16 protein-coding genes and 2 pseudogenes are annotated in these 18402 nt (G+C 60.0%); 10 read left to right on the top strand and 8 right to left on the bottom strand.

Annotated elements, in window-relative coordinates; all coding sequences use genetic code 11:
- Positions 1–9 precede the first annotated feature (9 nt).
- Together ABRP86_RS03435 and crtI are read left to right on the top strand one after the other, a co-directional pair.
- A complete protein-coding gene (locus ABRP86_RS03435) occupies positions 10–870 on the top strand; it encodes a phytoene/squalene synthase family protein (RefSeq protein ID WP_349862495.1) in 861 nt (286 codons plus the stop codon).
- Between the two features lie 55 nt (positions 871–925).
- Complete coding sequence (gene crtI / locus ABRP86_RS03430; RefSeq protein WP_349862493.1) at positions 926–2500, top strand: phytoene desaturase family protein; 1575 nt, start codon at positions 926–928, stop codon at positions 2498–2500.
- A gap of 6 nt (positions 2501–2506) precedes the next feature.
- Here crtI and ABRP86_RS03425 read toward each other — a convergent pair whose 3' ends face one another.
- Together ABRP86_RS03425 and lysS are read right to left on the bottom strand one after the other, a co-directional pair.
- A complete protein-coding gene (locus ABRP86_RS03425) occupies positions 2507–3430 on the bottom strand; it encodes a hypothetical protein (RefSeq protein WP_349862491.1) in 924 nt (307 codons plus the stop codon).
- Between the two features lie 445 nt (positions 3431–3875).
- The gene (gene lysS / locus ABRP86_RS03420) at positions 3876–5453 is read right to left on the bottom strand and encodes a lysine--tRNA ligase (RefSeq protein ID WP_284869449.1); all 1578 of its coding nucleotides are present in this window, start codon (positions 5451–5453) and stop codon (positions 3876–3878) included.
- Positions 5454–5757: 304 nt separating this feature from the next.
- Between lysS and ABRP86_RS11610 the strand changes: the two are divergent.
- The 8 genes and pseudogenes from ABRP86_RS11610 to ABRP86_RS03390 all read left to right on the top strand — a co-directional run.
- Positions 5758–5879, top strand: a pseudogene (locus ABRP86_RS11610) (transposase-like zinc-binding domain-containing protein); the annotation flags it as partial.
- 37 nt (positions 5880–5916) lie between these two features.
- A pseudogene (locus ABRP86_RS11605) lies at positions 5917–6052 on the top strand (IS1249 family transposase); the annotation flags it as partial.
- A gap of 1242 nt (positions 6053–7294) precedes the next feature.
- Positions 7295–8005 (top strand): ASCH domain-containing protein, encoded by a 711-nt coding sequence (locus tag ABRP86_RS03415; RefSeq protein WP_349837739.1) that lies wholly within the window; start codon positions 7295–7297, stop codon positions 8003–8005.
- A 433-nt stretch (positions 8006–8438) separates the two neighbouring features.
- Complete coding sequence (locus ABRP86_RS03410; RefSeq protein ID WP_349853257.1) at positions 8439–10151, top strand: carbon starvation CstA family protein; 1713 nt, start codon at positions 8439–8441, stop codon at positions 10149–10151.
- Positions 10135–10392, top strand: a complete 258-nt coding sequence (locus tag ABRP86_RS03405) for a cory-CC-star protein (RefSeq protein WP_023029243.1) — start codon at positions 10135–10137, stop codon at positions 10390–10392. Before ABRP86_RS03410 ends, ABRP86_RS03405 begins: the two co-directional genes overlap by 17 nt.
- Positions 10383–11324 (top strand): ArsA family ATPase, encoded by a 942-nt coding sequence (locus ABRP86_RS03400; RefSeq protein WP_349853259.1) that lies wholly within the window; start codon positions 10383–10385, stop codon positions 11322–11324. Before ABRP86_RS03405 ends, ABRP86_RS03400 begins: the two co-directional genes overlap by 10 nt.
- Before the next feature lie 77 nt (positions 11325–11401).
- Positions 11402–12721: a C1 family peptidase gene (locus ABRP86_RS03395; protein ID WP_349862489.1), complete on the top strand. Its 1320-nt coding sequence runs from the start codon at positions 11402–11404 to the stop codon at positions 12719–12721.
- Between the two features lie 13 nt (positions 12722–12734).
- A complete protein-coding gene (locus ABRP86_RS03390; RefSeq protein WP_349862487.1) occupies positions 12735–14036 on the top strand; it encodes a C1 family peptidase in 1302 nt (433 codons plus the stop codon).
- Positions 14037–14162: 126 nt separating this feature from the next.
- Here ABRP86_RS03390 and ABRP86_RS03385 read toward each other — a convergent pair whose 3' ends face one another.
- The 6 genes from ABRP86_RS03385 to folK are packed head-to-tail and all read right to left on the bottom strand — an operon-like array spanning position 14163 to position 18394.
- The gene (locus tag ABRP86_RS03385; protein WP_349862485.1) at positions 14163–14774 is read right to left on the bottom strand and encodes a GNAT family N-acetyltransferase; all 612 of its coding nucleotides are present in this window, start codon (positions 14772–14774) and stop codon (positions 14163–14165) included.
- Positions 14774–15661, bottom strand: a complete 888-nt coding sequence (locus ABRP86_RS03380; RefSeq protein WP_349862483.1) for a pantoate--beta-alanine ligase — start codon at positions 15659–15661, stop codon at positions 14774–14776. The genes ABRP86_RS03385 and ABRP86_RS03380 overlap by 1 nt, the downstream gene beginning before the upstream one ends.
- Entirely contained in the window at positions 15658–16332 is a 675-nt protein-coding gene (locus ABRP86_RS03375; RefSeq protein ID WP_349862480.1) for a Rossmann-fold NAD(P)-binding domain-containing protein, read from the bottom strand. The genes ABRP86_RS03380 and ABRP86_RS03375 overlap by 4 nt, the downstream gene beginning before the upstream one ends.
- Positions 16333–17433 (bottom strand): DUF6779 domain-containing protein, encoded by a 1101-nt coding sequence (locus ABRP86_RS03370; RefSeq protein ID WP_349862478.1) that lies wholly within the window; start codon positions 17431–17433, stop codon positions 16333–16335.
- 5 nt (positions 17434–17438) lie between these two features.
- On the bottom strand, positions 17439–17912 hold the full coding sequence (locus tag ABRP86_RS03365) for a DUF3180 domain-containing protein (RefSeq protein WP_023023950.1): 474 nt from the start codon (positions 17910–17912) through the stop codon (positions 17439–17441).
- The gene (gene folK, locus ABRP86_RS03360; RefSeq protein ID WP_349837732.1) at positions 17909–18394 is read right to left on the bottom strand and encodes a 2-amino-4-hydroxy-6-hydroxymethyldihydropteridine diphosphokinase; all 486 of its coding nucleotides are present in this window, start codon (positions 18392–18394) and stop codon (positions 17909–17911) included. Before folK ends, ABRP86_RS03365 begins: the two co-directional genes overlap by 4 nt.
- Between the last annotated feature and the right edge of the window lie 8 nt (positions 18395–18402).

Below are 18402 nucleotides of genomic sequence, written 5' to 3'. Positions count from 1 at the left end.
TTTGCAAGTATGTTGACTCGCTATGACCAGGCGGCCTCGCGCGCGGCCGCGCAGGTTATGGGGCAGTATTCCACCAGTTTTTCCCTGGCCACGCGCCTTTTGCGCGGGCGGGTGCGCGAAGACATCCGCCACCTTTATGCCGTGGTGCGCATCGCCGACGAGCTTGTCGATGGCACCGCTGACCAAGCCAGCATCGATGCCGCCGCCGCGCTCGATGCCTACGAGGCCGCTATCTTGGCGGCACCGGAGAAAAGGCTGCACACCGATCCCGTCGTGCACTCTTATGCCATTACCGCCAGGCGCTGCGGCTTCCAGCGCGATCATCTCGTGGCTTTTTTCGATTCCATGCGCGCAGATCTCACCCATCGGGAGTATTCCGCTTCCGAGCTCGCCGAGTATATCTACGGCTCCGCCGAGGTCATCGGCTTATTGTGCGTGCAGGTCTTCTTGGCGGAAGAGACCGTCTCCGCCGCCGATCGCGCCACGATGGACCGCGGTGCGCGCTACTTGGGTTCCGCGTTTCAAAAGATTAACTTCCTGCGGGATCTGGGCGAGGACTCCTCGGTCCTGGGCCGGGCCTATTTCCCGCAGGCCGCTGGTGGCGAGCTTTCCGAGGCCGCCAAGTCCGCCCTCATCGCCGAAATCCGCCGCGAGCTCGCCGCCGCCGAAAAAGCCATACACCTCTTGCCGTTATCCGCCCGCGTTGGCGTGCGCGCGGCCGCCGATATCTTTGCCGAGCTCACCAACCAGCTCGCCGCTACCCCCGCCGCGGAGTTAAAAACCACCCGCATATCCGTGCCGAATCGCACCAAGGCATGGCTGGCCGCCCGCGCGGTGCGTGCGGTGCGTGCGGTGCGCGCGGTGCGATAGCGCACCGCGCGTAGGTAAAGGACCCCGCCGAAGACTGAATACTAAGGAGAACATCATGCACGCTGTCGTCATCGGGGCCGGCATCGCCGGCCTTGCCACCGCTGCCCTCCTGGGAAAAGAGGGCTACGAGGTTACCGTCGTAGATTCCCTAGACGAGGTAGGCGGACGCGCGGGCAGCTATACGGAGGCGGGGTTCCGCTGGGATACCGGACCGTCCTGGTACCTCATGCCGGATGCCTTCGACCACTTCTTTTCCCTCTGCGGTACCTCGACAGAAAAGGAACTGGATCTGGTGGGACTCTCGCCGGATTACCGCGTCTATACCGGCGGCCCCGGCGAGTCCGCTCCTGGCACCGCCGCGCGCCCCACCCCCGTGGATGTACATTCCGGGACCGATAACGTTGCCCACCTCTTCGAATCGATTGAACCAGGTGCCGGCAGCCAGGTGCGCACTTATTTAGCAGATGCCAGCGACGCCTACCACGTAGCGCTCGATCACTATTTGTACACCACATTTTCGGCGCCGTTGAACCTGGTGCATGCAGATATTCGGCATCGGCTAGCGCGGATTGCAGCGCTGCTGACTACCAGCTTGCAAAAGCACGTCAACGGGCAATTTTCGGATACGCGCCTGCGCCAGATTCTGAGCTACCCAGCGGTTTTTCTCTCTTCCGAGCCCGCCGCGGCCCCAGCACTGTATTCCCTTTTAAGCCATACCGACCTGGTGGAAGGCGTGCGCTACCCCCTCGGCGGATTCCACGCAGTGGTGCAGGCCATTTACCGCCAAGCAGAAAAATTCGGCGCCACATTCCGCTTGGGCGAAGAGGTCACCGCCATCACCACCGCCAGCGGGTCTTCCACACGTGCCACCGGCGTCTGCACGACAACCGGGCATATCGATGCCGATATTGTGGTCTCCGCCGCGGATTTGCACCATACCGAAAATCAGCTGCTTCCCCGGAAACTGCGCACCTATCCGGAGCGCTACTGGGCCCGCCGCAATCCGGGGCTGGGCACCGTGGTGGTACTTGCCGGTGTGCAGGGCAAGCTCCCGCAGCTAGCTCACCATACCTTTTTGTTCAGCCAGGACTGGGACCCCGATTTCCGCGCGGTCTTTTCCGCACCGGACCCAGAACGTCCCCTCGGCGCCTCTGAGTCCATCTACGTTTCGAAGGTTTCTGCCACCGACGCGAATGTCGCACCGGAAGACCACGAAAACCTGTTCTTCCTCATCCCCGTACCCGCTGCAGAAGCCTACGGGCACGGCGATGCCTACCACTCCGAGGCTTCCCCGCGCGTTGCTGCTATTGCCGATGCCGCCCTCGACCAGCTTTCCCGCACCGCCGATATTCCTGACCTCCGCGAGCGACTCACCATCACACGCAGTCTCGGACCAGCCGATTTTGCCGAGCGCTATCACTCCTGGTCAGGTGGAGCTTTGGGGCCAGCGCATACGCTATTTCAATCTGCATTCTTCCGCGGGCGCAATGCCTCGCGCAAGGTGGCCGGCCTCTACTACGCTGGTGCGACCACCGTGCCGGGCGTCGGCGTGCCTATGTGCCTGATTTCTGCAGAAAACATCATCAAGCGCCTGCGCGGCGATACCTCCGCTGGGCCCCTGGCAGGCTAATCGAGGTTACGCGTCGAGCAGCACGACGCGGCTAATCCCGCTCCGGTCCTGACAATTGGGCAATCTGTTGCTTGGCTCAGTGTCATCGAGGAATTTCGGTGCAGCAAAGCTGCATTCCCACTCGCCGATATTCAGGATGCCACGCGTATTGACCTCTTTAGGCTTGAACTCATAGTGCACATAGTAATCCACCACTTCCATTGCCTTGGAGCAGTTGGTGCCATCTACCTGCACATAAACATTTTTAAGGCCCCATTTAGTCTCCATCTGTCCACAGATGGTGCCTTGCTCCGCATAGCCATTGGAATCCGGTTCTAATGGATAGGTATCGGCGGAGAACTGACCGTTATCTTTAAGAGTGAAGTGATGGCCGTTGACGGTGACCATAAATTCATCTTCATGTGGGGCCGAAAAGGTCACGCCACTGATTTCTACCTCTTCGCCGGCATTGAGTGGTTGTGCTGGAACAAGATCGCCCGGCTCGACTACAGCCGCAGGAAAGAACCCTGCGCCTTTCTTGTAGCTAACCATATTGGCCTCCCATTGCGGGATTTCCGGATCCGGCAGAATTGGTGGGTCGGAGAATTCTACGGAGCACCACGGGCCTTCAGATTGCTCATTGAAGGAGCACTGAACCTTCCCATCGGGGCTTTTTACTCCCCAAGAGTTCATCTGCTCGTATGCGGGACCGGTCGCGAGAAAGTCTTTGGCATCGCGCTGTTTAAGACCGTGAGAATCTTTCTCCTCCTCCGTCTGCTTAGTCGTTGTGGTTGTCTCTTCCGTTGACTCAGGAGCGGAGGTTTCTTCCGAGGATGCCTGCGTTGTGGGCGAACTAAAGGCCTGGTTCTCCGCGTCATCGTCGGGCGAAGAGCACGACGCGAGACCGACTGCTAATAAGGGGACGGATAGGAGAGATACGATTCTTTTCATATATTCAGTTTCGCACAGTATGTGCACCATCACATGAGTTTGCAAGCCCTACCGGCGCTGCTGCCCGCGATTGCAAAAACAAACTCCGCCGACCCCAGCGAAGTCGGCGGATTCGGTGATTGCAGCAGCGTTGCGGGATACTTCTGTTCCTCCAGCAAAGTGCGACCTCCGATGCACAACGTCTGATGCAATAGGTCCTCGGTGATAACTGAACAAACTCGGCCCTGAAATGTAGCATTTTCCGCTCAGATATCACCGAGGAGGTTGCACTTTTGTGAAGTCGATAGAAGTAGGCAGAAGTAGGCGTGCGACTCGGGCTGCGAGGCACACGCGGCGGGTGCAATGGGCAAACAAAAAGGCTGCAGCCAAAGGAAGGCTGCAGCCGGTGTCGTTGCGCTAACGGTGCCCGCGCGGGTGGGCACCGAGTGGGAGCGCCGGGTATGGACTACTTCTGTTCCGGCTTTACCAGTGGGAAGAGCACGGTCTCGCGGATACCGAGGCCGGTCAGGGCCATGAGCAGGCGGTCCATGCCCATACCGGTACCGGCCGTGGGCGGCATGCCCTGTTCCATCGCGGCGAGGAAGTCCTCGTCCAAGACCATGGCTTCCTCATCGCCGCCGGCGGCAAGGCGGGCCTGATCCTCGAAGCGCTCGCGCTGGACAACGGGATCGACAAGCTCCGAGTAGCCGGTGGCCAGCTCGAAGCCGCGCACGTAGAGGTCCCACTTTTCGGTCACGCCGGGTTCGGAACGGTGCTGGCGGGTTAGCGGGGAGGTCTCCACCGGGAAGTTCTTCACAAAAATGGGGCCTTCCAGTTGGTCCTCGCACAGGACCTCCCAGATTTCCTCCACCAGCTTGCCGTGGCCCCAGCCCTCGCCCTGCGGCACGTCGAGGCCGATGACCTTGGCAATGCCCTTCAAGGTCTCCACGTCGGTATCGATGGTGACCTCCGGCTGGCCGGGGAACTTGCGCTGCAAGGCCTCGTTCAGGGAAGGATACATCTCGATTTCGGGCCATTGCTCGCCGCCGAAGTCGAAATCGGTGCCGTCGGCAAGCGTGACGGTAGTGGAACCAAAGACCTCGCGGGCCACGGACTGGATGGATTCGCGGGTCATGCGGGCGCAATCGTTGTAATCGCCCCAGGCGGCGTAGGTCTCTAGCATGGCGAACTCCGGCGAGTGGGAGCGGTCCACGCCCTCGTTGCGGAAGTTGCGGTTGATTTCAAAGACGCGGTCGATGCCACCGACGACGGCGCGCTTCAAGTACAGCTCCGGGGCAATGCGCAGGTAGAGGTCAATATCGAGCGCATTGGAGTGGGTGATAAACGGGCGAGCGGCCGCACCACCGTGCAGGGTCTGCAGCATCGGGGTTTCGATCTCTACAAAGTCCTGGCCTTCCAGGTAATTGCGCAGCGCGCGCATGACCTTCACGCGCACCATGGCGTTCTTGCGGGCCTCTTCGCGGATAATGAGGTCGTTATAGCGCTGGCGCACGCGGGTATCTTCAGCCATTTCCGCGAAGGACACCGGCAGCGGGCGCAGGGACTTAGCCGCCATGGTCCATTCCTCAGCCATGATGGACAGCTCGCCACGGCGGGACGCAACCACGTGGCCGCTAACGGAGATGAAGTCGCCCAAGTCCACATCGGACTTCCAGGCATCGAGGCGCTCCTTGCCCACCTTGGCCTGCGAAAGCATGGCCTGCATTTGGGTGCCATCGCCGTCCTGCAAGGTGGCAAAGCACAGCTTGCCGGTATTGCGCATGAAGATAAGGCGGCCAGCAATGGCGTGGGAAACCTCGGTTTCCTCGCCGGGCTCCAAGTAGGTCACGTCCTCTTCATTGCCCGGCTCTTCGCCCTCGGCCACTACGCGGAAGTCATGGCGCAATTCCTTAAGCGCGATGGTGCGCTCGACGGATACCGGGTAGGCCTCTACGCCGGATTCGAGCAGGCGGTCGCGCTTTTCACGGCGGATGCGCAGCTGCTCAGGGACATCATTTACTTCAGTATTCTTCTGCTCGCTCACGTTAGCCTAGGGTAGTCGATCCCAGCTGCTACCCGCGATTTGGCCCAGCTATGTCTACCAAAGCAGCGAAAGGGCGCACAGACCGCAAGCACACACCATGACGTTGTATCGACTGAGAACACTAACGATTCCTACAAAATATCGGCCTAAACGACAGGATGTGTTGGTGAAGTTATATGTTTAGCCCGTCTGGCCTGCTGGTATTAGGATTATTTCACTTATCCGGAGACATAACGCAGCCTCGGACCTGAAATACCGCCGGGGGCGTGCTGATGTGCTAAGCGCTGAGGTTCACGATGAATGGATGAGTAAGAATCATCCTCGATGCCCCGTCTGTAGCGAGGTGTGCACCAAAATACGGGACTACAAGCACCTATGCACCAGCGATGGCGATGGAACGCCTGTAAAGCCACTGTCACTCGCGCTAGAGGCCGACCCAGGAAAGTGGGCGAATCAGGGCGCAGACCCACGAGCCAAAGCACACACCCTAGCCAACCAAGAAACACAAGCCACCATCGGCCGTGAATACGGCCGACCAGCAACTTTCGACAGTTGCCTACAACCACTCTATGGGAATACGCAAAGGCCACATGCCCTAAACCACGCAGTCCACCAACACAAAATGTCGTTTACCCCGACACGCCAGAAAACAACACATTTTGTCGTTTAACCCAAAATATCGTTTAAGCCTGCGCTTCCCCACCTATAAAAAGAATCCGGCCCTGAGATAGTTTCTCAGCGCCGGTATTCTGTAGCTGCGGGTACTGTCCCGCTTTATAGCTAAGATATTATACCTATTCTAAAAGAAAGACAAGTGTGTGATGCCTAAACTGACATATCGTGCGGCTAGGCAAATAGAACGGGCTATCCCTCCTGCGCGCTTCCAGACATATAAGCAAGCCACGGTAAGGCTTGTTGAGGCAGCTCAGCTTTATCTATGGAATATACAAGCCTCCAGCGCGGTTACCGAGCTGACGGGGATAGTTGAAGTCTTGCTTCGTGACACAATCGATATGCGTCTCCGTCAATGGAATGCTACTCTCGGAGGTCATGAAGATTGGATTGTGAATCCGGCTCCAACGATTTTGCAACATCTAGTTCGTCCCAATGTCCCCGCTTCATGGCAGCCCCGAAATGATTCAGACCTATATCCAAGGTGGTGGGAGAAGAAGGCACTGGATAATTATGCTAAGCCCCATCCCGGTAGCCGTTCTGTGAGGTCCGTTCCACCAACTCACGATGATTTGGTGGCGAGTTTGAACTTCGGTTCATGGACTAGCATTCTTCCTTCCCCGAATGCTGGTCCTCGAAACAAACGAGTCGAAATATGGAACTCAGCACTGTCATCAGGATTTCACGGCGTTCGACATGAAGCGGTATATCGCTATGCCCATGAACTACGGTGGATGAGAAACCGAGCTGCTCATCTACGGCCAATGCTTGATATTAATCGTCTCTGGTCTACGCATCGCTACGCGATACGCTTACTTAGGTCTATGGATACTGATTTTGCACAGATCATTGCAGGCCAAGCTACTCTTCCGACCGTTATTAAGGCCAAGCCCCATACTCTATGAAGAAGCCAATAAATCCAAGGGCGAGTGACATGCCTGAATGCCCTGGGCTTGCCTAGCATTTTCTGCGACCCAGCCTTTGAGCATCGGTTTCGAGGTACTTATATCGGGCCACTTTAATTGCACTCTGCTCAGCCAAAGAAGAATAAACCAAGTGCCGCCTCGGAGCTAAGGTTTCCTGCGATCAAGCAAACCCAGGAAATCCAGATTTGATTGGCCCCTGTCTTTAAATAGATCGATGCTGCTAGTAGTTACTACCATTGAAGCGTGATTACTAACGAACTTCGGGAATTAACAGCCAAAGCAACCGCCCATGCGCAGCGTTTCCAAGACGGAGGCGACCACACCGTCGCCGCAGCCCTCCTGACCAAATCAGGAAAACAGGTTCTCGGTTTAAACGCACACCATTTCCTTGGTGGCCCCTGCGGTGAAGTCTCTGCTTTAGCAAACCATGCCGCTAGTTACCCAGAGGATCCCATCCAAGCAATGGTCGCCGTATATGGACCTACCGGACAAGTAATTTCACCCTGTGGTAAATGCCGCCAGGTACTTTTTGATGTCGATCCATCCATCCAGTGTATTGTGCGCGGAAGCAACGGCCTTGAAGCGCTCACCGTGGAAGAGCTTCTTCCATTCGCGTTTAACTGGCGAGATATGGAAAAAGAGCAGCGTATCTACATGTGGGAAGGCTACGAGGATTCCATTCGGAGCGGAGAAAAGCAACAAACAATCCGAGTAGATGATCCCTTCTATGAAGGAAAAGCCCAAATAGTCTTTGAGAAGGAAACCGGAGAAGTTGTCACGCTACCCGCACAGGTCACAGCCGTTGTATCTACCCAGCGCGGGCTACTGTCGGAAAAGCAAGCTAAAAATGACGGGTTCAATTCTCTATCCGAGCTTCACGAAGCTTTAGATACCCACTACCCCGGATTAGCGGATACAGACGAAGTTGACGTTGTAGAATTCGAGCTCCAGTAGACTATCCAGACCGAAAATCGGATCATTCGCTACCTAACCAAAAAGCTGCTGTTCGGAAATTTTTGAGATATTTCGTCAAGATTTACAAGTGCCGCCACCAAAGGGCTCCCAACTGTAGGAAGCGAGCTAACGACTCCTCCATAAGTCCAGTCGATTGAGCTTTCGCCGTTAACCACGGTACTTCGGCACGACTGGCTCCATGCCGCGCCAGCAGAGTCCTTTAATCCCGGCCGCTACCCGCGATTTGACCCAGCCATGTCTCCCAAGCGGCGTCGAGCACGCATAAGCCCCTGTGATCCACTCCCGCGCGTCCACATAGTGGAACACCACCCCCTTAATTTACCCGCACTGCAAGAATTTGTGTGAACCGTGACATACTGTTCAGACCTGTGATACACAACACCTCACCTTCGACGCGCAAGGAGACACAGCCATGAACTCTCTCATCCTTGTCATCATCGGCGTGGCGATGATGCTGGCCGGCTACCTGCTCTATTCCAAATTCCTGGGCAAGAGCATCTTCCGGCTATCAGAGAACTACACCACCCCGGCGCACCGCCTCAAAGACGGCGTGGATTACGTTCCCACCAATAAATACGTGCTGTGGGGCCACCACTTCACCTCCGTGGCGGGTGCGGCACCGATTATCGGCCCGGCAGTAGCCGTCATTTGGGGCTGGCTCCCGGCATTCTTGTGGGTCACGTTCGGCACTGTTTTCATCGCCGGCATGCACGACCTCGGTGCGCTGTGGGCCTCGCAGCGGCACAAGGGTCAGTCGATTGGTACGTTGTCGGGGCGCTACATCGGCAAGCGCGGGCGCAACCTCTTCCTCATCGTGATCTTCTTGCTGCTGCTCATGGTCAATGCTGCGTTCGCAGTGGTGATTTCGAACCTGCTTATTTCCACGCCCTCGGCGGTCATTCCCACGTGGGGTGCAATCGCCGTCGCGCTGCTGATTGGCCAGGCCATCTACCGCCTGAACTGGAACCTGCCGCTGGTGTCCCTGGTGGGCGTGGTGGCGCTGTATTCGCTGATGGTTCTGGGTGACCGCTTCCCGGTCGTGCTGCCAGAGACGGTCCTGGGCATTCCCGCCAACGGCGTGTGGATCATCCTGCTATTTATCTACGCCTTCATTGCTTCGCTGCTGCCGGTGTGGGTGCTGCTCCAGCCGCGCGATTACATCAATGGCCTGCAGCTTTTCGTAGGTCTTATCATCTTGTACGGCTCCTTCCTCATCACCCGTCCGGAACTCGCCGCCCCTGCCGTGCGCGAGAATGTTCCTGAGGGCACCCCCGGGATTTTCCCGCTGCTTTTTGTCACCATCGCCTGCGGCGCCATCTCTGGTTTCCACGGCATCGTGGCCTCGGGTACCTCGTCCAAGCAGATTGATAAGGAAACCGACGTTCGCTTCGTGGGTTACTTCGGCGCTGTGGGCGAGGGCCTGCTGGCGCTCGGCACCATCATCGCCACGACCGCCGGCTTTAAGACTCTGGCGAATTGGGAGGAAATCTACGCCGAGTGGAACGCCGGCGGCGTCGACGCCTTCGTGCAGGGCGGCGGTGCGCTGATGAACGAGGGCCTGGGCATTCCCACCTCGCTGTCTGCCACCATCCTGGCAACCATGGCCGTGCTCTTCGCCGCCACCACGATGGACTCCGGCGTGCGCCTGCAGCGCATCGTGGTCCAGGAAATCGGCGAGATCATGGGCATCCGCATCACGGCGCTGGTTTCCACCATCATCGCGGTGGGCCTGGCCTTCGGGCTGACCTTCTCGGCGGGCGCGGACGGGTCCGGCGGCATGACCATCTGGCCGCTCTTCGGTACCACCAACCAGCTCATGGCCAGCCTGTCCTTGGCCATCGTCGTGGTCATCCTCACCCACCTGCGTCGGCCCACCCTGCCGGTTATCATCCCGCTCATCTTTGTCACCATCATGTCGCTGTGGGCAGCGCTGCTACAGCTGAAATCCCTGTTTACAGATCAGAACTGGCTGCTCTTCGGCATGGACGTCGTCATCGTCATCGCCTCCATCTGGGTCATCGTGGAGTCGATCGGCGCCATCTCCAACGCGCGCAAGGAACCGCCGCTGGAGTGGACCGATGACGATACCGACGCTCCCCTTCCCCAGCATGCTCGACAAGCTTAAGGCCTTCGGCGCGGGGCTCAATGAGTTCTACCAAGCCCCGTACCGCGCCGTATTTGCCAAGGCCCAGCAGCAAGAAGATGACCTATTTATGATGCTGGTGGCCTCGGAGGCGCTCGGCATCCCCAACCCCGCCAGCTACTACACGCTGGAGCTATTGCCGCTGGTCTACGAAGATTTCCACGCCTGGCACACGCGCATGGGCATGGATAAATCACCCCTGGAGAATATTCAATGCTGCTAGAAACCGCGCCCATCATGTTCTTTGGCGGCAAGGGCGGCGTAGGCAAGACCACCCTCGCCACCGCCACGGCCCTGTCTCTTTCTCAGGACCACAACGTGCTGTTGGTCTCCACGGATCCGGCGCACAACCTGGGGCATATCTTTGATGCCACGCTTTCCGATGCCCCCACTCACCTCACCCCCTCCCTCTCCGCCATCGAGCTCGATCCGGCCCAAGCCACCGAGGAACACCTTGCGACCGTAGGCGCCTCGATGCGCCGTTTCATGCCGGAGCACCTGCACGGCGAGGTAAAAAAGCACCTGGATTTGGCCCGCCAATCCCCCGGCACGCAGGAGGCGGCGCTCTTAGAACGCATGGCCGCCCTGGTCGCCGCCGCGGACGAGTATGACTACCTCATCTTCGATACCGCGCCGTCCGGCCACACCTCCCGGCTGATGGCCCTGCCGGAAATCATGGCGGCCTATACCGATGGGCTGCTTGCCCGGCGCGAAAAGTCCGATAAATTCGGCTCGCTGGTGCGCGGGATGTCCGCGGAGTCCGGCGCCGATAATGACCCGGTGGACCGGCGCAATCAGGAAATCCGCGCCACGCTCTTCCAGCGCCGCGAGCGCTTCGAGCACCTGCGCGCTGCGCTGACCTCTCAGCGCACCGTGTTTCATATCGTGCTTACCGCCGAGCGCCTGCCCGTCCTAGAGTCCTCCGAGTTCCACGCGGATCTCACCGGCAATGGCGTGCGGGTGGGCTCCATGCTGGTCAACCGCCGCACCCCGGCGGACCAAGGCGAGTTCTTGGCCTCTCGGCGCGCCGCCGAGGACGAGGCTCTGGCGCTCTTGCACGATAAGCTTCCCGATACCCCGGTCCACGAAATCCCCTGGCTCCCAGAAGAAGTGGGAAGCCCCGAAGCCGTGGCGCGGCTCGCGCGGCATCTATAGCGATCTGTAGCGATCTCTAACGGCCCATCCAGCCCCAGCGGCCTCGCGTGAGATCGCCGTCTGCTAAAACGGTGAGTATGACTTTGCTCACCAATGACTTCCTGTCCCAATTGCGCGAGGAGGCCGCGGCGGACTCCCAGCTGCGCGTCGCGCGCAATGCCATTACCAGCGTAGGGGTGGCCAAGGCGGCCCTTGACCGCGACCGCATTACCGCGCTCTACCCCATCACCGAGGTAAAGCTCGACAGCCTCGGGGTCACCGACCAGATGCGCTCCGGGCGCTGCTGGATGTTTGCCGCGCTCAACGTGTTCCGCCACCGCGCGGCCAAGGAGCTCAACATCGATGACTTTGAGTTTTCCTTTACCTACCTGCAGTACTTCGACAAACTCGAGCGCGCCAACTTCGCACTCAACCAGCTGCTGGATCTCACCGAAGACGGCACCGACTGGGATGACCGCGACGTGGCTACTTCCCTCGAGCTCACAGGCGACGACGGCGGCTGGTGGTCATTTTTCACCAACCTCGTGGACAAGTATGGCGTTGTCCCGGCCGAGGTCATGCCGGAGGTGCACTCGTCCGGCCACACCGCGCAGATGAACCGCGATATCGCCACGATCATCCGCCGTGCTGCGCACCGTGCGGTGGAAGGCGAGGGGGATCGAGGGGACATCGTCAAGCAAGCCCGCACCGATATCCAACGCGTGCTCGCCATTCACCTGGGCACCCCGCCCGAGGAATTTACGTGGAGCTACCGCACCAAGGACGATCAATTCTTCCGTGTGCACTCCACCCCGCGCGAGTTTGCGGATAAGTACCTGCCGAAATTGGACGAATACGTCGTGCTTGCCGATGACCCCCGTACCACCAACGACAAGCACCGCCTCTACACCAGCGCCGGCGTGAACAACGTCGCTGGCGGCGCGCCCGCCGGCTACCTCAACGTGGATGTGGACGAGCTGCGCTCCGCCGCGCGCGCCAGCATCGAGGCCGGCGAACCGGTGTGGTTTAGCTGCGATGTCTCCCGCCAGTTCTCCTTCCAGAACGCCGTGTGGGACGACGGCCTCGTCGATACCGATGGCCTCTACGGCATCGATTCCACCATGAGCAAGGAGGAGCGCTTTACCTCCGGCGAATCTGCGCCCACCCACGCGATGGCGCTGACCGGAGTTGATGGTGCGCCGCGGGCATGGCGCGTGGAGAACTCCTGGGGCACCAAGCCGCCGCGCAAGGACGACGCCGACGAGGTACCCGGCAAGGGCTTTGCCACGATGTCGGATAAATGGTTCGGCGAAAACGTCTTCCACATCGCCGTGCGCAAGGAATTCCTCACTCCCCAGCAGCAGCAAGCGCTAGAGACCGAGCCCATCGAGCTTCCCTTCTGGGACCGGATGAACTAAGGAGCATCGAAAAATGAATGAGATCAATCCACAGGAAGTTCACACCACCAACGCCACGCTTGCCAGCGAGCCGGCCATCAAGGCGGCGCGGAATGCGGTGGCGCAGGAGGGCATCGATAAGCTGAGCGTCGACCGCGACCTCGTGCGCGAGCTCACCACGGCGACCAGCCACAAGCTCGATAAGTGGGGCGCGGCCAACCAGAAGGCCTCTGGCCGCTGCTGGATTTTTGCGGGCCTGAATTCTCTGCGCGGTGGCATCATGGACCGCACCAACATCAAGGATTTCGAGCTTTCGCAGACCTACCTGTACTTCTACGACAAGCTGGAAAAGGCCAATTGGTTCCTCACCGCGGTAGATGAGCTCAAGGACCGCGATATTACGGACCGCACCTTGACCAAGCTCATGGATGACCCCATCGGCGATGGCGGCCAGTGGTCCATGTTCGTCTCCCTGGTGGAAAAGTACGGCGTGGTGCCCAAGTACGCCATGCCGGAGACCGCGTCCTCCGAGGCCAGCGCCATGCTCAACCGGAACCTGGAGACCGTCCTGCGCCGCGCCGCCCACCAGATCCGCGCGGGCAAGTCTGGGGCACAGGAGCAGGCGCTTGCCGATGTCTACCGCATCCTCACCGCCAACCTCGGCCTCCCGCCCACAGAGTTCCAGTGGCAGTACCGCGATAAGGACGATAACTTCCACCGCGAGGGCACCTATACCCCGCAGGACTTCGCCCGCGAATACCTCCCGAAGGACTTGGGCGAGTACGTCTGCGTGGTCAATGACCCGCGCAATTCCTACGGTGAGCTCTACACCGTGGACTACCTAGGCAACGTTGCCGGTGAAAAGGTCACCTATCTCAACGCCCCGGTTGAGGTATTGCGCGATGCCACCCGCTCTGCCATCGAGGATGGCCAGCCCGTCTGGTTCGGCTGTGATACCAGCCAGCAATCCGATGCCGATAGCGGCGTCTGGGCCAAGCAATTGCACGATTATGAGGGGCTGTATGGGGTGGAAATGGGCATCGAAAAGCCGGACCGCCTCCGCCTGCACGAGTCCCTGATGACGCACGCGATGGTCTTTACCGGCGCTGACATTGCCGAGGGCGGAGAAGTCACCCGCTGGCGCGTGGAGAACTCCTGGGGCACCGAGAAGGGCGATAAGGGCTTTTGGACCATGGCCGATGACTGGTTTGACGAGTACGTCTTCGAAATCGCCGTCCACCCATCCCGCCTGCCTGAGCAGTACCAAGAGGCGCTGAAGTCCACCGAAATCACCACCCTGCCGGCGTGGGATCCGATGGGCGCGCTGGCGAACTAGCGCGGCGGTGCGGGTGGCGCGGGGAGACCCGCGCCACGTGAAGCCGTGCTCATTTGCGCGGCGTGACGCGGCGTTCGTTTGCGTAGCGTGAAGCTGCGCTCGTTTGCGTGGCGTGACGCGGTAGCCTCACGCTACGTGGCGGACGTACAGCATGCAGGTAAGGTCGCGGTCCTTATCGATGGAGATTTCCTTCTCCCCCACCCGCTCAAAACCGCGGGAATCGTAGAACTGATAGGTGCAGCCATCGTCGGTGTAGAGGTAAATATCCTTGCCGGGGTGGCGCTCCTCAAAGGCCTCAATGAGCGCCGTGCCCACGCCCTTCACACCCGAGTTTGGGTCCGCGACGAGGAAGCCGATTTCACCGTCCACGGTGTTCTCAGCCAGGTAGCTTAACAACATGTCCTCGTTCGCGGCATCGTAGTCCTCACGGTGGCCGCCAGGGCGCAGGCTGTTGAAGAGATCCACGGCCTTGACATAGGCCTTGCGCCACCACGGATACGGCAGCGCTGGTTCGCCTTTAATCGATGCCAGAATCACGCCGAGGAAACGCCCATCATCGGCATAGGCTGCCAAAATATCGGTGGCCTGGGCGCGCTCTAAATCCCAAAAGTAGCGGCCGTAGGCATGCTCGAAGCGCGGGTTCTTTACAAACCAGTGCAGGTGCATGCCTTCGATGGCAAACTCAATCGCCTTGGGCTCATCGCGCGGGTCGAGGTCGCGGATGTGGATTTCGGTCATTAGTCCTCCGGGGATTGGTCTTGTTCGCGCTGCTTTTCGCGCTCGAGCTCGGCCTTAGCCTCGTGCTCTTCAATATTAGTGAAACCAATCCCCAACGGCAGGCCAACGTTGTCAATTACTCTGACCCCGCCAATGGTGGCAGCGACCAGCAGGCGGGCATCGCCCTCGGCAGGCGGTTCTCCCAGATCGCGGCCGCGCACTTCTAGGTATTCCGGTTCTACTCCGGCGGCTTCTAGGACACCTGCGGCAACTTCGCGGACCTTTTCCGCGCCTGCCTCTGCGGCGTGTGCACCAGCGGTGAGTGCGGCGGACAGGGCGGCTACGTCTTCGCGCTTATCTTCGGGCACGCGCGTATTGCGCAGGCTCATCACCACACCATCGGGCATGCGCACGGCGGGAACGCCCTGCACGCGAACCCCGAGGTGCCAGTCCTGCACCGCGTGGTGAATGGCCAAGAGCAGCTCGTAGTCTTTCTCACCGATAAGCACATCGGTGGGCGAGAGCGCCATCATCAGCGTGAGATAAAGGGTGAGTTCGCCGGATAGGTCTGGTTCTAAGCCTGCTGGGAAGTCTGCGGCGTCGCGAGGCGAGATTGTAATCCGGCGGCCATGCGGCCAGAGCTTCTCGGGGGTGTAATCCCAGATGACATCCACGCCCTCGGCGCGCAGGAGGTCTACATCTTTGGCGCGAGGTTCTTGGAGAGCCACGACGGTCACCGCGCCACGAATACGGCGGGCTGCGCGTACCAGCGCAATGTGCCCGGCATGCACGCCGGTAGTCAGCGGTACAAAGGCCACGGGTCGACCGGTCTTGCGCAGGGCGCTTCCCACCATGCGGATGCGGTCGACCTCGCTGACAACGGTGGCTTGTCCCATCTGCAAGCTCATCGCGATTCCTCCTGCAAGGCCCACATTTCTAATTCGGTGCGATCTTCTACTTCGCCTAAGCGCCGAGCGGTTTCGAGGTAATGGCGGCGCATTCCCGGATCCGTGGCGCCGCGATAGGCCGCGATGATGTCCTCGGAATCGATGTCGAATTCGGACGGTGGGATTTCATCAAACTCGGCAAAGAAATTGGCTTCTACGGCAGCTGCTAGGTGCAGGCGGCTGAGCATTTCTATGTAGTAGGAGCGGGCGGCGAAGGCGGGACGCTCGGCATCGGAAAGCGGCACTGCGTGCGCCCGGAATTCGCTCAATACGAAGTCAGCAATGTTCTCGCCCAGCTCATCCAGCGAAGATACTGCCCAACGCCCGCCTGCCATGGGTGCGATTGCCGCCACGATGCAACCATGAGTCTCCAGCGGATCGAGGCATTGCACGCCTCGCGACAGGCAGGTGTGGAAAGCGATCAGACCCTTGTGCACGTGGTCCTCGACAAGCTCGACTGCAGCATCCAACCGTGCCTCGCCCACGGCGAGAATCAGCGCCTGGAAGGAGCCAAGCTCGGCCGGATCATCAAGCATCTCCACGGTATGGCCGGCGCGCTCCATGGCAGTGGCCAGGGAGATCCCGGCGAGGCTGCGCCCAAAAAGAGCAACGCGCATGCGCGGTGGACGCATTTATTTATCCTTCTTCATCTGTGCCAATAGCTCCGAAACGGACACGGAACCATCGCGCTGTTCATCGCTGCGGCGGCGGCCGCGGGTCTGCTGCTGGCGGCGCGAGGCCGATTGCTTCTGCTCGGCGGCCACGTGGTGTCCCGAGCCCTTGTATTCCTCGCGCGCATCCTTGCCTGTGGTTTGCTGCGGGATGTTCTGGGTCACCGCATCGGAAGCGGGCTCGGCTGCGGTATCAGCCTCTGGCTTGCGGTGGCTACCTCGTGCGCCAGAGTGAGCTGCGTTGCCAGAGCCCGACTGCCGAGAGCCTTGGCGCTTGATATTGGAGTCCCCACCCGAATCCCAGCGCACGGCCTGGAAGCTGCCGGTATCGAAGGAAACGTCCTTCGGTTCCTTCGCCCCCGCGGCCTCGCTGGACGTGGCGGGCTTGGGGGCATCGGCAAGCTGCTCGGAGTGGGCGGGCTTAGCGGCATTATCGGTCCGGGAAGAGCTGCGCTGCGCGCGGGTGTTTTCGCTGATGATGTCATTGAGCGGGTTAGAGTCCGCGTGCGCGCCGGAGGGTTGATTGCCCAGGCGGCCAGCGATGGCATCGGCAGACGGCGCGCCGGTAGACGTTTGCTCAAAGTCGACGTTTTCTTCCCTGTGGTGGGACGCCGCGGCGGTCTGCGCCTCCAGCTCCATGATGCGGCGCGCCTCCGCGTGCAAGGCGGCTGGCTCGTAGGTGAAATCGTGGCCGGACAAATCCTCGATCTGCTTCCGGATAGAGGCCAGCTCGGTGCGGATCTCATCGAGGATTTGCTGATCCGGCAGCTCCTTGCCTTCGGCTGCGCGGGCCTGCTTGAGCTCCGCGCGGTGGGCGCGCTCCTGCAGCTCCAGCTTGGTCACGGATTCCTCGGCCTGGCGGCGGTAGCGCATCACCAAGAAAAAGCCCACCACTGCGGCCCACAGGGCGGCAATCAGCGCAATCTTGAGCGCCGCTGCGGAGCCGGAAATGAGCATGACGATGCTGGCGATAACGGCCAAGATGACGAGGGCGATAATCCCAATTTGTCCCCAATCCGGCGAGGACGACGAGTTTTTGGAAGAAGAGCGCGGCTGAGTCATGTTCCCTAATGTACCGCTTGAAGCCCGTCCGGTGGCGGCGGGGTCTCACAGTGTCGCTCCAATCGCAGGCCAGCCGCAGACATGGCGATGCCGCCAATCGCGGATGCAAGCACTCCCACCAGATCATCGGAAGCCGCGACAAGGGTGCCCGCATTCGGGATGACATACACCGCCACCCCTGCATAGAGCCCACCGACGATCGCGCCCGTCCACGCCGAAGCCTTACCCACCAGCATGAACTGCGCGATGGTCATGGGATTAAGCTGCGAATTATCTAGCCCGATGCCGTGGTCCTCATCGGTGGCCTTATCCACCTTCCAGGTAAGCCCCAAGCACACCACCACCATGAGCCATAGCGTGGCAGATACCGTGACCGGGATGGACATCATGGAGCCATAAAAGCGCGTGGTGAGGATGGCCGCCGCGGCTGCCATGAATATCCCAACACCGATAAGCGCACCGAGCGAGGTTCGTTTCATAACTCCTCCATCAGGCCCAAGCGGTGGATATTGACGGTTTCCTGCGGGTCCAACGCGGCAACCAGCGCGGAGACATCCTGTCCCTTCAACTTAGCAGCCGCATCGGCGGCCAACCAGGGTATAAGCACGAATGCGCGCTCGTGGGCATAGGGATGCGGAACGATAAGTTCCGCATCGGAGGAGCTATAGCCCTCGATATCGACGATGTCCACGTCCAGGGTGCGCGGGCCCCAGTGGCGCACGCGCACGCGCTCAGCCGCCTCTTCCAGCTTCTGGCCGCGCCGCAAGAGCTCCAGCGGGCTCTCCTCGACGTCCACGATGAGCACCGCATTCAAGAATTCATCCTGGTCCGTTACTCCCCACGGCGGGGTGGCATAGACGGGCGAGGCCGCCACGATGTCCTCGCGGAACTCGGTAAATACCGTGCGCAAAAGCTCCACGCGGTCATCCATATTGGAGCCGATGGATAGTACCGCGCGCATTACATACT

Origin of the sequence: Corynebacterium sp. KPL3927 (genome assembly GCF_040225835.1) — a bacterium.
Classification (GTDB): Bacteria; Actinomycetota; Actinomycetes; order Mycobacteriales; family Mycobacteriaceae; genus Corynebacterium.
The sequence above is the reverse complement of the archived record's forward strand: the minus strand, read 5'-3'. Positions and strand labels throughout refer to the sequence as shown.

Bases quoted from the DNA above. Each gene is read 5' to 3' on its own strand.
- ABRP86_RS03435 (WP_349862495.1), top strand. From the start codon at position 10: ATGTTGACTCGCTATGACCAGGCGGCCTCGCGCGCGGCCGCGCAGGTT.
- crtI (WP_349862493.1), top strand. From the start codon at position 926: ATGCACGCTGTCGTCATCGGGGCCGGCATCGCCGGCCTTGCCACCGCT.
- ABRP86_RS03425 (WP_349862491.1), bottom strand. From the start codon at position 3,430: ATGAAAAGAATCGTATCTCTCCTATCCGTCCCCTTATTAGCAGTCGGT.
- ABRP86_RS03410 (WP_349853257.1), top strand. From the start codon at position 8,439: ATGAACTCTCTCATCCTTGTCATCATCGGCGTGGCGATGATGCTGGCC.
- ABRP86_RS03405 (WP_023029243.1), top strand. From the start codon at position 10,135: ATGCTCGACAAGCTTAAGGCCTTCGGCGCGGGGCTCAATGAGTTCTAC.
- ABRP86_RS03400 (WP_349853259.1), top strand. From the start codon at position 10,383: ATGCTGCTAGAAACCGCGCCCATCATGTTCTTTGGCGGCAAGGGCGGC.
- ABRP86_RS03395 (WP_349862489.1), top strand. From the start codon at position 11,402: ATGACTTTGCTCACCAATGACTTCCTGTCCCAATTGCGCGAGGAGGCC.
- ABRP86_RS03390 (WP_349862487.1), top strand. From the start codon at position 12,735: ATGAATGAGATCAATCCACAGGAAGTTCACACCACCAACGCCACGCTT.
- ABRP86_RS03385 (WP_349862485.1), bottom strand. From the start codon at position 14,774: ATGACCGAAATCCACATCCGCGACCTCGACCCGCGCGATGAGCCCAAG.
- ABRP86_RS03380 (WP_349862483.1), bottom strand. From the start codon at position 15,661: ATGAGCTTGCAGATGGGACAAGCCACCGTTGTCAGCGAGGTCGACCGC.
- ABRP86_RS03375 (WP_349862480.1), bottom strand. From the start codon at position 16,332: ATGCGTCCACCGCGCATGCGCGTTGCTCTTTTTGGGCGCAGCCTCGCC.
- ABRP86_RS03370 (WP_349862478.1), bottom strand. From the start codon at position 17,433: ATGACTCAGCCGCGCTCTTCTTCCAAAAACTCGTCGTCCTCGCCGGAT.
- ABRP86_RS03365 (WP_023023950.1), bottom strand. From the start codon at position 17,912: ATGAAACGAACCTCGCTCGGTGCGCTTATCGGTGTTGGGATATTCATG.
- folK (WP_349837732.1), bottom strand. From the start codon at position 18,394: ATGCGCGCGGTACTATCCATCGGCTCCAATATGGATGACCGCGTGGAG.